Source organism: Leisingera sp. JC11 (assembly GCF_040704725.1).
GTDB lineage: Bacteria > Pseudomonadota > Alphaproteobacteria > Rhodobacterales > Rhodobacteraceae > Leisingera.
On record NZ_JBFCVS010000009.1, the window covers coordinates 151,957 to 169,710 of the forward strand.

At 64.0% G+C, this 17,754-nt stretch carries 18 protein-coding genes; 11 read left to right on the top strand and 7 right to left on the bottom strand.

Annotation, left to right across the window (positions count from 1 at the left end; translation table 11 throughout):
* Window positions 1-5: 5 nt before the first annotated feature.
* Entirely contained in the window at window positions 6-1,502 is a 1,497-nt protein-coding gene (locus AB1A62_RS12240) for an AMP-binding protein (protein WP_366661754.1), read from the bottom strand.
* An 87-nt stretch (window positions 1,503-1,589) separates the two neighbouring features.
* Here AB1A62_RS12240 and AB1A62_RS12245 point away from each other — a divergent pair, with 87 nt between their 5' ends.
* The 4 genes from AB1A62_RS12245 (at window position 1,590) to aat (ending at window position 4,857) form a co-directional block, all read left to right on the top strand.
* Window positions 1,590-2,126, top strand: a complete 537-nt coding sequence (locus tag AB1A62_RS12245) for a PAS and helix-turn-helix domain-containing protein (RefSeq protein ID WP_366661755.1) — start codon at window positions 1,590-1,592, stop codon at window positions 2,124-2,126.
* 157 nt (window positions 2,127-2,283) lie between these two features.
* Window positions 2,284-2,790 (top strand): acetyl-CoA carboxylase biotin carboxyl carrier protein, encoded by a 507-nt coding sequence (gene accB, locus AB1A62_RS12250; RefSeq protein ID WP_366661756.1) that lies wholly within the window; start codon window positions 2,284-2,286, stop codon window positions 2,788-2,790.
* A gap of 9 nt (window positions 2,791-2,799) precedes the next feature.
* Entirely contained in the window at window positions 2,800-4,149 is a 1,350-nt protein-coding gene (gene accC, locus AB1A62_RS12255) for an acetyl-CoA carboxylase biotin carboxylase subunit (protein ID WP_366661757.1), read from the top strand.
* Between the two features lie 75 nt (window positions 4,150-4,224).
* On the top strand, window positions 4,225-4,857 hold the full coding sequence (aat, locus tag AB1A62_RS12260; protein ID WP_366661758.1) for a leucyl/phenylalanyl-tRNA--protein transferase: 633 nt from the start codon (window positions 4,225-4,227) through the stop codon (window positions 4,855-4,857).
* Here the strand turns inward: aat and AB1A62_RS12265 are convergent.
* The 6 genes from AB1A62_RS12265 to AB1A62_RS12290 form a co-directional block, all read right to left on the bottom strand.
* Entirely contained in the window at window positions 4,821-5,183 is a 363-nt protein-coding gene (locus tag AB1A62_RS12265; RefSeq protein ID WP_366661759.1) for a DUF2155 domain-containing protein, read from the bottom strand. The genes aat and AB1A62_RS12265 overlap by 37 nt on opposite strands.
* Window positions 5,180-5,635: an outer membrane lipid asymmetry maintenance protein MlaD gene (gene mlaD, locus AB1A62_RS12270; RefSeq protein WP_366661760.1), complete on the bottom strand. Its 456-nt coding sequence runs from the start codon at window positions 5,633-5,635 to the stop codon at window positions 5,180-5,182. The genes AB1A62_RS12265 and mlaD overlap by 4 nt, the downstream gene beginning before the upstream one ends.
* A gap of 25 nt (window positions 5,636-5,660) precedes the next feature.
* Entirely contained in the window at window positions 5,661-6,047 is a 387-nt protein-coding gene (locus AB1A62_RS12275; RefSeq protein ID WP_366661761.1) for an NADH:ubiquinone oxidoreductase subunit NDUFA12, read from the bottom strand.
* A 134-nt stretch (window positions 6,048-6,181) separates the two neighbouring features.
* Window positions 6,182-6,547 (bottom strand): RidA family protein, encoded by a 366-nt coding sequence (locus AB1A62_RS12280; protein ID WP_366661762.1) that lies wholly within the window; start codon window positions 6,545-6,547, stop codon window positions 6,182-6,184.
* 65 nt (window positions 6,548-6,612) lie between these two features.
* Complete coding sequence (clpX, locus tag AB1A62_RS12285) at window positions 6,613-7,881, bottom strand: ATP-dependent Clp protease ATP-binding subunit ClpX (protein WP_222476178.1); 1,269 nt, start codon at window positions 7,879-7,881, stop codon at window positions 6,613-6,615.
* A 150-nt stretch (window positions 7,882-8,031) separates the two neighbouring features.
* Window positions 8,032-8,664 carry an ATP-dependent Clp protease proteolytic subunit gene (locus AB1A62_RS12290; RefSeq protein ID WP_366661763.1) on the bottom strand — a complete coding sequence of 211 codons (633 nt, stop codon included), beginning with the start codon at window positions 8,662-8,664 and terminating at the stop codon, window positions 8,032-8,034.
* Between the two features lie 252 nt (window positions 8,665-8,916).
* Here AB1A62_RS12290 and AB1A62_RS12295 point away from each other — a divergent pair, with 252 nt between their 5' ends.
* The 7 genes from AB1A62_RS12295 to AB1A62_RS12325 all read left to right on the top strand — a co-directional run bounded on the left by AB1A62_RS12295 (window position 8,917) and on the right by AB1A62_RS12325 (window position 17,753).
* The gene (locus tag AB1A62_RS12295; protein WP_366661764.1) at window positions 8,917-9,924 is read left to right on the top strand and encodes a GlxA family transcriptional regulator; all 1,008 of its coding nucleotides are present in this window, start codon (window positions 8,917-8,919) and stop codon (window positions 9,922-9,924) included.
* Window positions 9,925-10,171: 247 nt separating this feature from the next.
* Window positions 10,172-10,510 carry a metalloregulator ArsR/SmtB family transcription factor gene (locus tag AB1A62_RS12300; protein WP_366661765.1) on the top strand — a complete coding sequence of 113 codons (339 nt, stop codon included), beginning with the start codon at window positions 10,172-10,174 and terminating at the stop codon, window positions 10,508-10,510.
* An 82-nt stretch (window positions 10,511-10,592) separates the two neighbouring features.
* Window positions 10,593-12,626 (top strand): PhoX family phosphatase, encoded by a 2,034-nt coding sequence (locus AB1A62_RS12305; RefSeq protein WP_366661766.1) that lies wholly within the window; start codon window positions 10,593-10,595, stop codon window positions 12,624-12,626.
* Window positions 12,627-12,711: 85 nt separating this feature from the next.
* Window positions 12,712-13,182: a DUF302 domain-containing protein gene (locus AB1A62_RS12310; RefSeq protein WP_366661767.1), complete on the top strand. Its 471-nt coding sequence runs from the start codon at window positions 12,712-12,714 to the stop codon at window positions 13,180-13,182.
* Between the two features lie 145 nt (window positions 13,183-13,327).
* Window positions 13,328-14,941 (top strand): thiamine pyrophosphate-binding protein, encoded by a 1,614-nt coding sequence (locus AB1A62_RS12315; protein ID WP_366661768.1) that lies wholly within the window; start codon window positions 13,328-13,330, stop codon window positions 14,939-14,941.
* Entirely contained in the window at window positions 14,928-16,127 is a 1,200-nt protein-coding gene (locus AB1A62_RS12320; RefSeq protein WP_366661769.1) for a CaiB/BaiF CoA-transferase family protein, read from the top strand. The genes AB1A62_RS12315 and AB1A62_RS12320 overlap by 14 nt, the downstream gene beginning before the upstream one ends.
* Window positions 16,128-16,391: 264 nt before the next feature.
* Window positions 16,392-17,753 carry a tetratricopeptide repeat protein gene (locus AB1A62_RS12325; RefSeq protein WP_366661770.1) on the top strand — a complete coding sequence of 454 codons (1,362 nt, stop codon included), beginning with the start codon at window positions 16,392-16,394 and terminating at the stop codon, window positions 17,751-17,753.
* Window position 17,754 lies beyond the last annotated feature (1 nt).

Genomic DNA, 17,754 nt, shown 5'->3' on the forward strand with positions numbered 1-17,754 from the left:
ACCCGTCACAGCATCTTACGCAACTCGGTTTTCAGCACCTTGCCATAGTTGTTCTTGGGCAGGGCTTCGATGCGCAAATACGCCTTGGGCCGCTTGAACCGGGCGATCTCGCTGTTGCACAGCTCGTCCAGCTCTGCATCCGGCGCATCGCCCACGACAAAGGCCACCACTTCCTCGCCCCAGTCCGCATGGGGACGGCCCACCACGGAAACCTCACGCACCTGCGGGTGCATCAGCAGCACCTCCTCCACCTCGCGCGGGTAGACGTTGGAGCCGCCGGTGATGATCAGGTCCTTGGAGCGGTCCTGCAGGGTCAGGTAGCCATCCTCGTCCAGCACCCCCATGTCGCCGGTCATCAGCCAGCCGTTGACCAGCGTCTTGGCCGTGGCTTCCGGGCTTTCCCAATACCCGGGCATCACCGCATCGCCGCGCACCATGATCTCGCCATGGCTCCCGGCAGGCAGGAACTCCCCCTCCGGCGTGCCGATCCGCACCTCCACCACGCTCTGCGACCTGCCGACGCTGGCCAGCCGCTCCTTCCAGCGGGGATGCACGCGGTCCTGCACGTCCTGGCGCGGCAGCGCGGTGATCGCCATCGGGCATTCGCCCTGGCCGTAGACCTGCACAAAGACCGGGCCGAAATGCGCCACCGCCTCAATGATGTCGGCGACGTACATTGGGCCGCCGGCATAGACGACCGTGCGCAGCCCCTCGCCGGTGCGGCCCAGCCGTTTCGCTTCGGCCGTCATCCGCGTGACCATGGTGGGCGCCGCAAACATGTGCACCCGCCCGAAATGCGCGGCCAGATCGAAAATCTCCGCCTCGTCAAACCCGCCGGACACCGGGCAGACATGGCGCGCGCCAGCCAGCACATGCTGGATCGCATAGATCCCCGCGCCGTGGCTCATCGGTGCCGCATACAGCGCGTGGTCCTCTGCGCTCACCTGATCCACGTCAGCGAAATAGGCGATGGCCATGTTCATCAGCATCCGGTGGGTGATCATCACCCCCTTGGGCCGCCCGGTGGTGCCGGAGGTGTAAAACAGCCAGGCCAGATCCCCCGGCAGGCGCGACGCGGGTTCCGCGACCGGAACAGCCTGCAAGGCATCCGCATACTCCGTGCCGGTGATGTCCAAGCAGCGCACTGCGGCCTCAGTCTCCTGAACCGCCTGTGTCAGCCCCGGCGAGGTGAACACCAGCCGGGCGCCGGAGTTCTGCAGGATGAACTCCGCTTCCTTGCCGTGCAGTTTGGCATTGATCGGCACCGCCGCCGCCCCGGCGTACCAGATGCCATAGAGCGCGATCAGGTAGTCCGGGCAGTTCTTCATGAAGATGCCAACCCGGTCGCCGGGCGCGATGCCCTGCGCCCGCAGCCAGCCCGCCACCGAGGCCGCGCGCGCATGGAGCCCGGCGTAGTCCGCAACCAGTTGCTGCCCCAGATACAGCGCCGGCCGCGCCCCCTCCGCTGCAGCCATCCGCTCCAGCCACACTGCTATGTTCATTTGCTCCTCCCGATGCCCGTTTGCCGCCAAAAGGCGCGTCGCGGCAACCCCTTCAATTTCCCGGAATAACCGGGCTAAGAATACCATATGAGCGATCTTGCCTTTGACCATGCCCCCGTGGGGCTCGCCGTGCTGGAACGCCGCGTCATCACGCGGTGCAATCTGCAGTTTGCCGCAACCTTCGGCGGCGCGCCCGCGGACTACACCGGAATGCTGGTGGCGGAACTCTACCCCAGCCAGGAGGATTTCAACCGCATCGGCGCGCTGTTGCAGCAGCCTGAGGCGCAAAGCGGCAGCTACAGCGACGAGCGTATCATGCGCCGCCGCTCCGGCGCCTTGTTCTGGTGCCGGGTGCGCGGGCGGTCGGTCACGCCGCAGGCGCCGTTTCAGACCGGCATCTGGTCCTTTGCCGACATTTCCGACGACCGTCCCGTCGTCTCCCTCACCCCGCGCGAGCGCGAGGTGGCGATCCTCACCTGCAAGGGCCTGTCGGCCAAGGAAATCGGCAAGCAGCTGGACCTGTCCTACCGCACCGTGGAAAGCCACCGCGCGCATCTGCTGCAGAAATTCGGCGCCCGCAAACTGCCGGAACTGGTGGCAAAACTGACCGGAATGCCGCTTTAGGCAGGAATTTCCCGCCGGCAATTGCGAATCCGCGCCATAGACCTCATGTTACGGCGCAGTTCAGGAGTGCTTTCCTTGCGGTAATCCTTGCCCTATAAGCGCCCTAATTTCCTGCCTGCCCTAACCGGCGGGCGTGTCGGAATTGGCTGAGGACAATATGACAAACAAAACTCACGAAGCTGACGTGGCATTCATCAAGGCGCTGGCGGAACTGCTGCGCGAAAACGATCTGACCGAACTGCAGGTCAAACGCGACTACGGCGATGATGACAGCCTGAACGTGCGCGTGTCGCGCCAGACCGCGATGGCGGCCGCCCCGATGCAGGTACAGGTTCCTGCCGCTGCTGCCCCCGCGCCGGTTGCCGCCGCCGCAGCCGCGCCTGCCGCTGCTGCCGCCCCCGCAGCCGCAAACGATGATCCGGCCAGCCACCCCGGCGCCGTGACCTCGCCGATGGTCGGCACCGTCTACCTGCAGCCGGAACCGGGCTCGCCCTCGTTCATTTCCGTTGGCCAGCAGGTCAGCGAAGGCGACACCCTGCTGATCGTCGAAGCCATGAAGACCATGAACCACATTCCGGCGCCCAAAGCAGGCACCGTGAAGCGCATCCTGGTCGAAGACGGCGCCGCCGTTGAATTCGGGTCCCCCCTGGTCATCATCGAATAAGGGTCTGCCATGTTTGACAAGATCCTGATTGCCAACCGCGGCGAGATCGCCCTGCGCGTGATTCGCGCCTGCCGCGAGATGGGCATCAAGTCCGTCGCGGTGCACTCCACCGCAGATGCCGATGCGATGCACGTCCGCATGGCCGATGAGTCGGTCTGCATCGGCCCGCCGTCGGGCGCCCAAAGCTACCTGTCGATCCCGGCCATCATCTCCGCCTGCGAGATCACCGGTGCCCAGGCGATCCACCCGGGCTACGGCTTCCTGTCGGAAAACGCCAACTTCGTGCAGATCATCGAAGACCACGGCCTGACCTTCATCGGCCCCTCGGCGGCGCATATCCGCATCATGGGCGACAAGATCACCGCCAAAGAAACCGCCAAGAACCTCGGCATTCCGGTGGTGCCCGGCTCCGACGGCGGCGTGCCCGACATCGCGGCAGCCAAGAAGGCCGCTGCAGACATGGGCTACCCGGTGATCATCAAGGCCACCGCCGGCGGCGGCGGCCGCGGCATGAAGGTGGCCAAGGACGAGAAAGAGCTGGTCTCGGCCTTCTCCACCGCCCGCTCCGAGGCCAAGGCCGCCTTCGGCAATGACGAAGTCTACATGGAGAAGTACCTCCAGAAGCCGCGTCACATCGAGGTTCAGGTCTTTGGCGACGGCAAGGGCACCGGCATCCACCTGGCCGAGCGCGACTGCTCCCTGCAGCGCCGCCACCAGAAAGTGTTCGAGGAAGCCCCCGGCCCCTGCATCACCCCGGAAGAACGCGCCAAGATCGGCAAGATCTGCGCCGACGCCGTGGGCAAGATGGGCTATTCCGGCGCCGGCACCGTCGAGTTCCTCTACGAGGACGGCGAGTTCTACTTCATCGAGATGAACACCCGCCTGCAGGTGGAGCACCCGGTAACAGAGGCCATCTTCGGCGTCGACCTGGTGCGCGAGCAGATCCGGGTGGCCGAAGGCCTGCCGATGTCGTTCACCCAGGACGATCTGGAGATCAACGGCCACGCCATCGAGGTGCGGATCAACGCCGAGAAACTGCCGAACTTCTCGCCCTGCCCGGGCAAGATCACCCAGTACCACGCCCCCGGCGGCCTGGGTGTCCGGATGGATTCGGCGCTCTATGACGGCTACTCGATCCCGCCCTACTATGACTCGCTGATCGGCAAGCTGATCGTGCACGGCCGCGACCGGACCGAAGCGCTGGCGCGCCTGAACCGCGCCCTGGGCGAACTGATCATTGACGGCATCGACACCACCGTGCCGCTGTTCCACGCGCTGCTGCAGGAACAGGACATTCATACCGGTGACTACGGCATCCACTGGCTGGAACGCTGGCTGGAAGAAAACACACCGGGATAAAATCCTGCGGGGCGCACCATCCGGTTGCGCCCCGTTTTACTTTTCCCTGCCTTTTCCCTTTATACTGGCGGCACCATGAGCCTGACTGCCGATCTTTTGCTGCACGCCTATTCCGCCGGTGTTTTCCCGATGGCCGAACACCGCGACGACCCCGAAGTGTTCTGGGTCGACCCCAAGCGGCGCGGGATCCTGCCGCTGGACGGCTTCCGCATCTCCCGGTCCCTGGCCAAGCGCATCCGCAACGGCGGCTTCGGGATCACCGTGGACCGGGATTTCGCGGGCGTGGTGGATGGCTGTGCGGACCGGGCCGAAACCTGGATCAACAGCGAAATCCGCGACCGCTATCTGGATTTGCATATGATGGGCAACGCCCACTCGCTGGAAGTCTGGCATCAGGGCGAGCTGGCAGGCGGCACCTATGGCGTTACACTGGGCGGCGCGTTCTTTGGCGAAAGCATGTTCTCCCGCCGCCGCGACGCCTCCAAGGTGGCTCTGGCCTACCTGACCGACCGGCTGGTGCAGGCGGGCTTCACCCTGTGCGACACGCAGTTCCTGACCCCGCACCTGGCGTCCCTCGGCGGGGTCGAGGTCACCCGCGCGCGCTACCGCGCGCTGCTGCGCGAGGCCTTGGACAAGGATGCTGATTTCTCAGCGCCGGCCGTCCCCGCGCCTCAGCTGCTTTTGCAGCGGATGACCCAGACGTCGTAACGGTTGTGGTCCAGCGCATTCAACGCCGGGCTGGAGGCAATCATCCAGCCCTGGAAATGCTCCGCCCCGTTCTTGGGGTCCTGCACTGACAGATAGGCAAAGGCGTCACCGGTCGGGTTGTCCGCCGGATAACGGCAGTCCCGCACAGTCACCAGCAGGCCGAACATCTCTGCGCTGCCGCCAATCGCGATCTCCGCGTCCAGGGAATGCCCGTTGACCTTGTCCAACGCCCGCAGCACCGCTGCCGTCCCCTGAGTGGCCTGCTCCTGCGCCGAGGCGGGCAGCGCCAGCAAGGCGGCCGTCAGTGCTGCCGCCAGCCGCTTCACGATTCTTCCTCGCCGCCGCCGGCCACGAACTTCACCAGCAGCGAAATCAGGCTGACCGCGCCCTGGGTGTCTTCGATCTCATCGCCGGCCTCAAAGGCAAAGGGCGAACCGCCCGGCATGATCTCGACGAAGTTGCCGCCGAGCAGACCCTCGGAAGAAATTATCACCGCGCTGTCGTCGGGAATCTCGATTCCTTCCTTGACCGAAAACACGGTATCGGCACGGAAGGTTTCCGGGTTCAGCCCCACGCCTGTGACGGTACCGATCTTGACGCCGGCCAGCCGCACGTCGGTGCCGACGCTGACGCCTTCCAGCGAGCGGAAAGAAGCATTCAGATCATAGGTGGAGCCGGCACGCGACAGGCCGGCCGCCTGCCCCGCATAAACGGCAAAGCCGATGGCCGCCGCCAGCACGATGCCGCCGGCAAAAACTTCAGTAGGATTATGGGACATGAAATCAGCCTTTTGGCAGATGGGTTTACTCGGGCACCCAGGCCTCGTAATCGCGGCGCTCTTTCGGCTCGCCGCCCGCGCGGATCGACCCCGCCGGCGCATAGGCCATCATGGTGCCGGTCAGGTTTTCCTGATGCGGCTTCTCCCAGGCCTTGTGCTTCAGCGGCTTCTCGCTCGGCACCTCGTCAAAGGTGCGGTGCAGCCAGCCGTGCCAGTCCGGGCTCACGCGGGAGGCTTCCGCCTCGCCGTTGAACATCACCCAGCGCTTGCTGTCATCCGCGTTGCGGTAGAAGACATTCCCCTGATCATCCTCGCCCACCTTGATCCCCTTGCGGGCGGTGAAAATCGCGGTGTTCAGGGTGGAGCCGTTCCACCAGGTCACAGCGCGCAGAAGAGTGTTCAGGATTCCCATGGGTGCCTCCGGATTTTTCCGACTTCGATATGGCCCAATTTCCCGCCAAGGTCCAGTGGCTTGCACCCAGGACGGCCTGTGACTCGGCGGGATTTGGCAGATTTGCCTCAGCGGCTGATGTGCCGCCCGCCGGATCAGCTATCAGCCGGCGCCAGTGCGGTCAGTTCAATCTCGATCCGGAATTTGGGATCGATCAGATTGCACTCCACCATGGTGGCCGCCGGCGGGTTGGCGCCGAAGGTTTCGGCTAGAACCGGCCAGCAGGGTTCGAATTCGGCGGCGTCCGGCAGGTAGTAGTTCACCCGCACCGCATCGGCAAAGCTGGCGCCCGCCTTCTCCAGCGCCGCACCGATGGTCTCCAGCGCCGATTTGCACTGGGCGACCACGTCGTCACCCTGGCCGACGGTGCCCGCCACATGCACGAACCCGCCCGCAACCACGGCGCGGCAATAGCCGATCTTTGCCTCGAACTCTCCACCCGAAGAAATCCGCTTGATCATGTTTCTCTCCTCAACATGAAAGCGGCGCGGAAAATCCGCGCCGCATGATACTGGCTTTTGGCCGTTCAGCCTGCTGACGCCGGCTCCTTCTCGGCGTCCGCGTGGATCATCAGCGGCTGCGCGTCAGAGGTCACCGCCTCCTCATTGACGACCACCTTGGTCACGCTGTCCATTCCCGGCAGGTCGAACATGGTATCCAGCAGGATATCCTCCATGATCGAGCGCAGGCCGCGGGCGCCGGTCTTGCGTTCGATCGCCTTCTTGGCAATCGCGCTCAGCGCCTCCTCGGTGAAGTCCAGCTCGGTGTCTTCCAGCTCGAACAGGCGCTGGTACTGCTTGACCAGGGCGTTCTTCGGCATGGTCAGGATGGTGACCAGCGCGTCCTCATCCAGATCTTCCAGCGTCGCCAGAACCGGCAGACGGCCGACGAATTCCGGGATCAGTCCGAACTTCAGCAGGTCTTCCGGCTCCAGGTCCTTGAAGATCTCGCCGACGCCGCGCTCGTCGTTGTCGCGCACATCGGCGCCAAAGCCCATCGCTGAGCCCTTGCCACGCTGCGCGATGATCTTGTCGAGGCCGGCAAAGGCGCCGCCGCAGATGAACAGGATATTGGTGGTGTCCACCTGCAGGAATTCCTGCTGCGGATGCTTGCGCCCGCCCTGCGGCGGCACGCTCGCCACGGTGCCTTCCATCAGCTTCAGCAGTGCCTGCTGCACGCCCTCGCCCGAAACGTCGCGGGTGATCGAGGGGTTTTCCGACTTGCGGGTGATCTTGTCGACCTCGTCGATATAGACGATGCCGCGTTGCGCGCGTTCGACGTTGTACTCGGACGCCTGCAAGAGCTTCAGAATGATGTTCTCGACATCCTCGCCCACGTAACCGGCCTCAGTGAGGGTGGTCGCGTCGGCCATGGTGAAGGGCACATCCAGGATCCGCGCCAGCGTCTGCGCCAGCAGCGTCTTGCCGCAGCCGGTGGGGCCGATCAGCAGGATGTTGGATTTCGCCAGTTCGATGTCTGAGCCAGCCTTCTGGGCGTGGTTCAGACGCTTGTAGTGGTTATGCACCGCAACCGACAGCACCCGCTTGGCGGTTGCCTGGCCGATCACATAGTCATCCAGCACCTGGCAGATGTCCTTGGGCGTCGGCACGCCGTCGGTGGCCTTCAGCCCGGAGGCCTTGGTCTCTTCACGGATGATATCCATGCACAGTTCAACGCATTCATCGCAAATGAATACGGTGGGGCCTGCGATCAGCTTGCGCACTTCATGCTGGCTCTTGCCGCAGAAACTGCAATAGAGGGTGTTCTTGCTGTCGCCGCCTGAATTCGTCGCCATGGTCTACCTTTCAGTCCGCCCGGTCCGCTGCGCCCGCGCCGCGGGGCAATTCATCTTTTGGTCAGCTTAAGCCAGTGCTTAGGCCGCCACAATGTGAAAGTGCGCCCCATCTGAAACGCCGGGGCACACGGCTGTTCACAAGCGCAGGCGTCAGGCCTGCTCGTCGTCGCCCTTGGCGCGGTTCTCGACGATCTCGTCGATCAGGCCGAAGTCCTTGGCCTCTTCCGGCGACATGAAGTTGTCGCGCTCCAGTGCGTTGACGATGTTGTCATAGTCCTGGCCGGTGTGCTTGACGTAAATCTCGTTCAGGCGCTTCTTCAGCTTCAGGGTTTCCTCGGCGTGGATCATGATGTCGGTCGCCTGGCCCTGGAAGCCGCCGGAGGGCTGGTGCACCATCACGCGGCTGTTCGGCAGCGAGAAGCGCATGCCCTTTTCACCCGCGGTTAGCAGCAGCGAGCCCATCGAGGCCGCCTGGCCGATCACCAGGGTCGAGACCTTGGGCTTGATGTACTGCATGGTGTCATAGATCGACAGGCCGGAGGTCACCACGCCGCCGGGGCTGTTGATGTACATCGAGATTTCCTTGGACGGGTTTTCCGCCTCAAGATGCAGCAGCTGGGCCACGATCAGCGAGCTCATTCCGTCGTGAACGGGGCCGTTCACAAAGATGATCCGCTCCTTCAGAAGGCGGGAAAAGATGTCATAGGCCCGCTCGCCCCGGCTGGTCTGCTCAACCACCATCGGGACCAGGGTGTTCATGTATGTTTCTCTGGGATCAATCATTTCGACCTGCCTGCGTTGTTTATGTCCGGCACCATACCCGACAGTGTGTTACCTGAGTCTTAGTATCGCCCCTTTTGACCTGCAAGAGGCGGCAGGCATTTTCGCGATGACGCAAACCTGTATCCGGTGTCGCAATCCGCTGGAACGCTGTCGCTATTCTCGGGCTGAAGGCCGCACCAGCGCCTTAGGAAGCGAAATCAAGTCCGAATTCCGCCCGGTGATGTTTCCCGGGCGCCGCGCTGGGGTCCCGTCATGTCCGACGACAGCTTCGTTCAGAAAGGCGCCGCCGCCAATCTCGCCATCCCGTTCGAGGGCGAGCCGCAGGATTTCTATTTCCTGCTGCTGCCCAAGGCGACGATGCTGCCGGTGGCTGCCGCCATCGAGCCTCTGCGCATCGCCAACCAGGTAACCGGCACCCGGCTCTACCGCTGGTACATCATGACAGAGGACGGGCAGCCGGTGCGCTGCTCCAACGGCATGGTGGTGACCCCGGACACCCAATTGCAGCCGCTGCCCTCGGATTCGCTGGGTTTTGTCTGCGCCGGGGTGGAACCGCATGCCGCCGCCAGCGAAATCACCCTGAACTGGCTGCGCCGCGAAAGCCGCTTTGGCCGTTCCATCGGCGGCATCTGCACCGGCGCCTTTGCCTTGGCCCAGGCCGGCCTCATCAAGAACCACAAGTTCACCCTGCACTGGGAAAACCAGCCGGGCTTCCTGGAGAGCTATCCGAACCTGGAGCCCTCTCCCAACATCTTTGAAATTTCCGGGCCCCTGATGACCTGCGGCGGCGGCAATGCCGCAACCGACATGATGCTGCATCTGATCGAGGAGCGCCACGGCAAGCAGCTGGCGATCATCGTCGCCGACATGTGCCTGCACGTTCGCTCCGGCGGTCAGGCGGCGCCGCAGAAATCGAACTATGCGGTGGCCATCGGCAGCCGCAACCAGCGCCTGCTGAATGCGCTGCAGCTGATGCAGGAATCGATTGAGGAGCCACTGTCGATCGGCGACCTCTGCGACCGGCTCGACATCTCCCGCCGCCAGCTGGAGCGGCTGTTCTCGCGCTACCTGAACCAAAGCCCGATGCACGTCTATTTCGACATGCGCCTCAGCCATGCCTTCGCGCTGATGAACGAAACCTCGATGAGCGTCACTGAGATCGCGCTGGCCTCCGGCTTCAACTCGGCCACCCATTTCTCGCGCCAGTTCAAGCGCAAGTTCGGCGCCAGCCCGCATTTCTTCCGCAAGGGCTGGAGCTGACGGCCTGCCGTCAGCGGCGGGGCGCAACCTGAAAATGCCCCGCAGCACGTTCTGGCCTATCAGGGCCTGAACGCAAAGAGCACCCGCCCCAACGGTCGTAAACGAACTTTTGCTTTGGCCGTTCCGCTCAGTTCTGCTAAGCGCTCATACATATTATGTTGATAATACGCACGGATTACGCAAAATCACTGCCTGCGCGGATTTCAAAGAAGGAGTAAGGCGCCCCGGTGCCGCCTGGAGACGTAAGATGCCACTACCCGAATTCTCAGCTGACATGGATCCTGAAGAGAAGGACAAGATGGTCGCCAACGCGACCAAGGCCTCCAACTTCCTCAAGGCCATCAGCCATCAGGGGAGGCTCATGATCCTGTGCCATCTGGTCTCAGGCGAGAAATCCGTGACGGAACTGGAAGAACTGCTGTCAGCCCGCCAGGCCGCCGTCTCCCAGCAGCTGTCGCGCCTGCGCCTGGAAGGGCTGGTCATCCCGCGCCGCGACGGCAAGGCGATCTACTACCGCCTGGCGGATGACAAGCCCCGCCGGGTGCTGGAAGTGGTTTACGAGCTTTTCTGCAACGACGGCGATTGACGTCCCGGAACTGCGGAAAACTCGGCCTTCCGGAAAAACGGCCTTATCCGCATCCAGGCTGCGGGCCTATGAGAGAGCAGCAATGAACCGCAGGCAGATCATTAACGCAGCGCAGACCAGCAACAAGGCAGAAGCCTTTGAAGCCGCTGACGATTTTCCGGCTAATCCGAACCTTCACCGCACCATCGGCGACGTGATCGCCGCCCGCTATGACCGCCGCGAGGTGCTGACGGGATTGCTTGGCACCTCCGCCACCGCTGCCTTGTTCGGCGCCCCCGCCCTCGCCGCGCCGCGCCCGGCAAATGCGGCGGTCTCCGGTTCCCAAAGCCGCTATGTCTTTGACGAGCTGGCCTGGGGAATTGACGAAACCCACCATGTCGCCGCGGGCTATGACACGGACATCCTGCTGCGCTGGGGCGACCCAATCACTGCAGATGCGCCGGAGTTCGACGTGATGAACCAGAGCGCCGAAGCCCAGCTGCAGCAATTCGGCTACAACAACGACTATGTCGGCTTCCTGCCGCTGAACGCCGAAGGCACCCGCGGCCTGCTGTGCGTGAACCACGAATACACCAACGAAGAGGTGATGTTCCCCGGCCTCGGCCGCCAGGACAAAGCGGAATTCGCCGGCATGACCAGGGAGCTGGCCGAGATCGAAATGGCTGCCCACGGTGGCTCGGTGGTGGAGATCACCCGCGGCACAGATGGCAAATGGATGGTGGTGCAGGATGGCGCGATGAACCGCCGCATCTCGCCTCTGAACACCGTGATGGCGATCGGCGGCCCTGCCGCAGGCCATCCGCGGATGCAGACGGGCGCCGATCCAACCGGGCGCGAGGTCATCGGCACCCTGAACAACTGCGCCGGCGGCATGACCCCCTGGGGCACTTGGCTGATGGCAGAGGAAAACTTCCACGGCTACTTCTGGACCGACCAGCTGGACGCCGAGGGCGAGCCGGATCTCTCAGCCCAGCCGGAGGCCGCGCAGATGGCCCGCTACAACGTGCCTGCCATGTGGTACGCTTGGGGCAGATACCACGACCGCTTTGATATCACCAAAGACCCGAATGAAGTGAACCGCTTCGGCTGGGTTGTTGAGGTTGATCCGCTTGATCCGCTGTCCACCCCAGTGAAGCACACCGCCCTCGGCCGCTTTGCGCATGAGGGGGCAGAAACCACCGTGTCCCCGGACGGCCGCCTCGTGATCTACATGGGCGACGATTCCCGGTTCGAATATCTCTACAAATACGTCTCCGAGGGCGTGGTGTCTCAGGACCGTGCTGCCAACTCCCGCCTGCTGAGCGACGGCACCCTATACGCCGCCCGCTTTGACCCGGACGGTTCGCTGCGCTGGCTGCCGCTGGTGCATGGCTACGGTCCGCTGACGGCTGAGAATGGCTTTGCCAGCCAGGCAGACGTGCTGATTAACGCCCGCCTCGCCGCGGACGCGCTGGGGGCCACGCCAATGGACCGCCCCGAAGACGTCTCGCCCCGCGGCGACGGCACCGCCTATGTGATGCTCACCAATAACTCCAAACGCAAACCTGGCCAGACCGATGCCGCCAACCCGCGCCCGGAGTCCGATTTCGGCCATATCATCGAGATTATGGAAGACGGCGGCGACCACGCCGCAACCCGCGGCAGATGGTCTATCCTGGTGCAATGCGGAAACCCCGAAATTGCCGCCGTGGGCGCCCAGTGGAACCCGGAGACCTCGGAAAACGGCTGGTTCGGCTCCCCGGACAACTGTGCCATTGACGCCGAGGGCCGCCTCTGGGTCGCCACCGACCAGGGCCGCAAGTGGGACAAAACAGGTAAGTCGGACGGGCTCTACGGGCTGGAGACCGAAGGCAGCCTTCGCGGCCACTCGAAGCTCTTCTTCCGCTGCCCGGTCGGGGCAGAGCTCTGCGGCCCCTATTTCACCCCGGACACTGAAACGCTGTTCTTGGCGGTACAGCACCCAGGGACCGACGGCACCAGAAGCCTCAAAGGGTTCGAACGCGAATCCACCTTCGAGGATCCGGCCACCCGCTGGCCGGACTTCGATCCCGCCATGCCGCCGCGCCCCTCGGTGGTCGTTGTGACCAAAAAGGGCGGCGGCAGGATTGCAACCTGATCCCCGCGCGCTTGCTGTACGCAATTGTGAGCATCTAGACCGCTCCGCTGCTATTAGTATTGGCACTGACGCAACGGAGAGCCCCATGTTTTTCAAACGCCTGACTGCCGCCCTGGTCCTCACCGCCGCAACTGCCTCCGCTGGCAGCATCACCCCGCGCGAGGGCTGGGCCGTGCATGAGACCTCCAAACCCTTCGAGCAGCTGATTGCAGATGTCAAAGCCGCAGCCAAAACCCAAGGCCTGGGCGTCGTCACCCAGGCAGGCCCCACCGGCGCTGCCGCCGCCCGAGGCATCACCATCCCCGGCAACCGCGTTATCGGACTCTTCAACAACGACTTCGCAGTCAAGATCCTCGCCCTGTCGACCGCAGCGATGATCGAAGCCCCGGTGCGCATGTATGTGACTGAGGAGGCAGACGGCACCGCCACGCTGTCCTACAAGCTGCCCACTCACGTCTTTGCCCCTTACTCGGATGAGGGCGGCGCCGGCCTGGCGGCTCTGGCCGGCCAGCTTGACCGCCGCTTCGCGCTGATTGCAGAACAGGCACAGAAATAACCATCCGCGCCCTTCGGGTTTCAAATACCCAAACCCCCGTTTGCGCCAATAACCGCCGCAGCATTTCTCACACTGGCGTGAGAGGGCTTGCGCACACACGCAACCTCGGCATTCTGGCGGCAAATCAACGGACTGGACGGACAAGATGACAGAATCCTCACGCGCAGCCGATGTTCTGGCCCGGCGGCTCTACGAGGCGGGCTGCCGCCACGCCTTCGGCATGCCCGGCGGTGAGGTGCTGACCCTGGTCGATGCGCTCACCAAGGCCGGCATCACCTTCCACCTGGCCAAGCATGAAAACTGCGCCGGCTTCATGGGCGAAGGCGTGCACCACGCCGACGGCGCGCCGGTCATCCTGGTCGCGACCCTCGGCCCCGGTGCTTTGAACGGCATCAATGTGGTCGCCAACGCCCATCAGGACCGGGTGCCGATGCTGGTGCTCACCGGCTGTGTCGATGCGGCAGAGGAGCAGAGCTACACCCACCAGGTGCTCGACCACCGCGCGGTCTTCACCCCGATCACCAAGGCCACCTTCCGGCTGAACGCAGACGCCGCGGATCTGATCGCCGACAAGGCGGTTGCCATTGCCACCGAGCCGCGCAACGGGCCGGTGCATATTGACGTGCCGATCTCCACAGCAGACGCGCCGGCCAGGGACCGCGGTATCCGCCGCGCGCCTGCAAGTGCCAGCGCACCAAGCGGCGAAACGCTGGCGCAGGCGCGTTCCTGGCTGTCGGCAGCGGAACGCCCGGTGGCGGTCATTGGCCTCGATGCGCTGCAAGAAAACGCCGGCGCGGCAATCCGTACATTCGTCGAGAAGCACCAGATCCCCTTCATCACCAGCTATAAGGCCAAGGGGATCATCCCGGAGGATCACCCCCTCTGCCTTGGCGGCGCAGGCCTGTCGCCGCTGGCAGACAAGCATCTGCTGCCGCTGGTGCGGGATGCCGATCTGGTGCTCTGCATCGGCTATGACCCGATTGAAATGCGCCCCGGCTGGCGCAATGTCTGGGAGGTGGAGACCCAGAACGTCATCGACATCGCGCCCGAAGCCAACACCCATTACATGCATCAGGCGGGGCTGAACTTCCTGACCGCCATTGCGCCCACGCTGGAAGCCCTGTCAGGCGGAACCGCCCCGCGAGAGACCTGGGCCAATGGCCGCCCGGCTGGGGTGAAAGCCGCACTCGCAACGGCCTTTCCGCAGGACGACGACTGGGGCCCTGCTGGTGTCATAGCAGAATGCCGCGCCACTCTGCCCCCGGAAACCCTCGCCACTGCCGACAGCGGTGCCCACCGTATCCTGCTCAGCCAGATGTGGGACTGTTCCGAGCCGCGCGGGCTGATCCAGTCCTCGGCGCTGTGCACCATGGGCTGCGCGGTGCCGATGGCGATCGGCCGCAAGCTGGCCCGGCCGGAGCGTCCGGTGGTCAGCTTTTCAGGTGATGCCGGTTTCCTGATGGTCGCCGGTGAACTCTCCACCGCTGCTGAATTGGGGGTTGCACCGGTCTTCGTGGTTTTTGCCGACGCCAGCCTTGCCCTGATCGAGCTGAAGCAGCGCCAGCGCCAGCTCGCCAACGGCGGGGTGGATTTCGCCGAACACGACTTTGCCGCGATGGGCCGCGCCTTCGGCGGTAACGGCGTGACAGTCACCAACCGCACCGAACTGCGCACTGCCCTGCAGGACGCGCTGACAGCAGACACATTCACCGTCATCTCGGCCGTGATAGACCGCGGAGGCTACGATGGCCGCATCTGACATGCTCCCCCACGGCGCTCTCAAAGGCGTCAAGGTTCTGGACCTTTCCCGCATCCTGGCAGGCCCGACCTGCACCCAGCTCTTGGGCGACCTCGGCGCCACGGTGATCAAGGTGGAAAACCCCAAGACCGGCGGCGACGACACCCGGCAATGGGGGCCGCCCTACGTAACCGATGCGGACGGCAACAGCTCTGATCTGTCGGCCTATTTCATGGCCGCCAACCGCAACAAGCGCTCCGTCGCCATCGACATTGCGACGGAGGAAGGCCAGCAGGCCATCCGCCGCCTGGCGGCAGAGGCCGATATCCTGATCGAGAACTTCAAACCCGGCGGGCTGGCGAAATTCGGGCTCGATTATGCCAGCCTCAAGGATGAGCTGCCCGGCCTGATCTACTGCTCGATCTCCGGTTACGGCCAGACCGGCCCCAACAGCCACAAGCCCGGCTATGACATCATGGCCCAGGGGTTCGGCGGCATCATGTCGCTGACCGGCGAGCCCGAGGGCCAGCCGATGAAGGCGGGCGTCGGCATCGCCGATGTGATGTGCGGCATGTACGCCTGTATCGGCATCCTGTCTGCCCTGCACCACCGCGAGAAGACCGGCGAAGGCCAGCAGATCGACTTGGCCCTGGTCGACGCCCAGATCGCCTGGTTGATCAACGAAGGCGTCGCCTATCTGAACACCGGCCAGATCCCCAAGCGCCGCGGCAACGAGCATCCCAGCATCATGCCCTACGGGGTCTATGAAACCTCGGACGGCCATGTGATCCTGGCAGTGGGCAATGACAGCCAGTTCCGCCGCTTCATGGAGTTCCTGAAACTCGAGGGCCTGGCCGAAGATCCCCGTTTTGCCACCAATCCTGCCCGCTTGCAGAACCGCGACGCACTGAATGCGATCCTCATCCCTTCGGTGCAGCGGTTCGCCACAGACGAAGTGCTGGCCGCCATGGAGGCCCGCAAGGTCCCTGCCGGCCCGGTGCAGAACCTGGAAACCCTGTTCGCCACCAATCAGGTCGAAGCACGGAAAATGGCCATCGGCATGGAGACCGCGGCAGGCCCGGTGAAACTCCTGGGCAACCCGCTGAATTTCTCGCGCACGCCAGTCACCTACCGGCATGCCCCGCCCCGATGCGGTGAGGGAACGGAGGAGATTCTGGGCTCCGGCACTCCCTTCGGACAGCCCTGACCGCCGCAATTCGCGGCAGCATTCCGCCAAGTGTTACAGTTTCCGGCAAAACACCGCCAAACCGGCGGTGTTTTTGCAATCAATTGCTGCGGCCTCTTGCAGGATTTTCCCGGGAAATCCTACACATCCGGCGAATTCCGCATCTGAAGGCACACAGCCCATCACCAAACCGCGAGCAGGGTTCGCCCGGGTCAATCCGATGATCTACTCTACATTACTGGAACACGGAAACCGCGCACAGTTCAGAAAAGAGATTGGAATCCCATGACGCATGACATTTTCGGCCAAGACAGCAGCCTGACTGACGCAGCCGCGCTGCAGGATTGGAACGCCGTGCAACTGGGAGTTCTGGCCCACGCCGCCGCCACCGCCGACCACCTCGGCGCGGTGCTGAAAACGGCACCGGAGTTTGCCCTGGCGCATGCGATCAAGGGGCTGTCGCTGCTGATGCTTGGCCGCTCCGAGCTGCTGCCCACCGCCCGCGAAGCACTGCGCGACGCCAAGGCGGTATATGAAGGTGCTCTGCCCCGCGAACGCAAATATGTCGATGCACTGGAAAACTGGCTGGCCGGCCGTCCCAGCATGGCGATCCAGCGGATGGAGGAGGTGCTGGACATCTTCCCGCAGGACACCCTGGCAATGAAGCTCAGCCACGGCATCCGTTTCATCATGGGCGACCCCGCAGGCATGCGCGCCTCGATTGAGCGGGTGCTGCCGTCCTACGATCCGGACCACGCGGGCCGCGGCTACCTCTTGGGCTGCCACTCCTTCTCGCTGGAGGAAACCGGCGAATACGAACGCGCCGCCAATGCCGGCCGCCAGGCGCTGTGGATGGCCCCGGACGATGCCTGGGGGCTGCACGCGGTTGCCCACGTCCACGACATGACCGGCAATGCAGCGGCAGGGCTGGAATGGCTGGAAGGCCGCGAGAACGCCTGGTCCCACTGCAACAACTTCCGCTATCACGTCTGGTGGCACAAGGCCCTGATGCACCTCGATTTGGGCCAGATGGAGGAGGCGGTTGCTCTCTATGACACCGAGGTCCGCAAGGACAAGACCGACGACTACCGCGACATCTCAAACGCCACCTCGCTGCTGATGCGGCTGGAGCTGGAAGGCGTCAACGTGGGCTCCCGCTGGGAGGAACTGGCGAATCTCTGCGCCAACCGGACCGAGGATGGAAGCCTGATTTTCGCCGATTTGCACTACCTCCTGGCCCTCACCGGCCACCGCAAGGAGGAGGCGCACAAGCTGGTTCAGCGGATTCACGCCGATGCCAGCGCCGGCGGCAGCGAAGCCAAGGAGCGGATGGCGGCCCCCGGCTGCGCTGCTGCCGACGGGCTGGAGGCCTTCGGAGACGGTAATTACAAGGCCGCATTCGCTAATTTATCCACAGCCCGCGCCACGATGCAGCTCGCTGGCGGCAGCCACGCGCAACGCGATGTTTTCGAACGGATAACCATCGACGCCGGCCTGCGCGCAGGACAGCTTGACGAAGTCGAAGCAATACTGGATGACCGCTGCGTCAAGCGCGGCGGCACAGAGGACAATTACGCCCTGGCCCGCCGCGCTCTGATCGCCGAAGGCCGGAACTCCCCCGACGCCGCAAGCGTTCCCGCCGAATAAG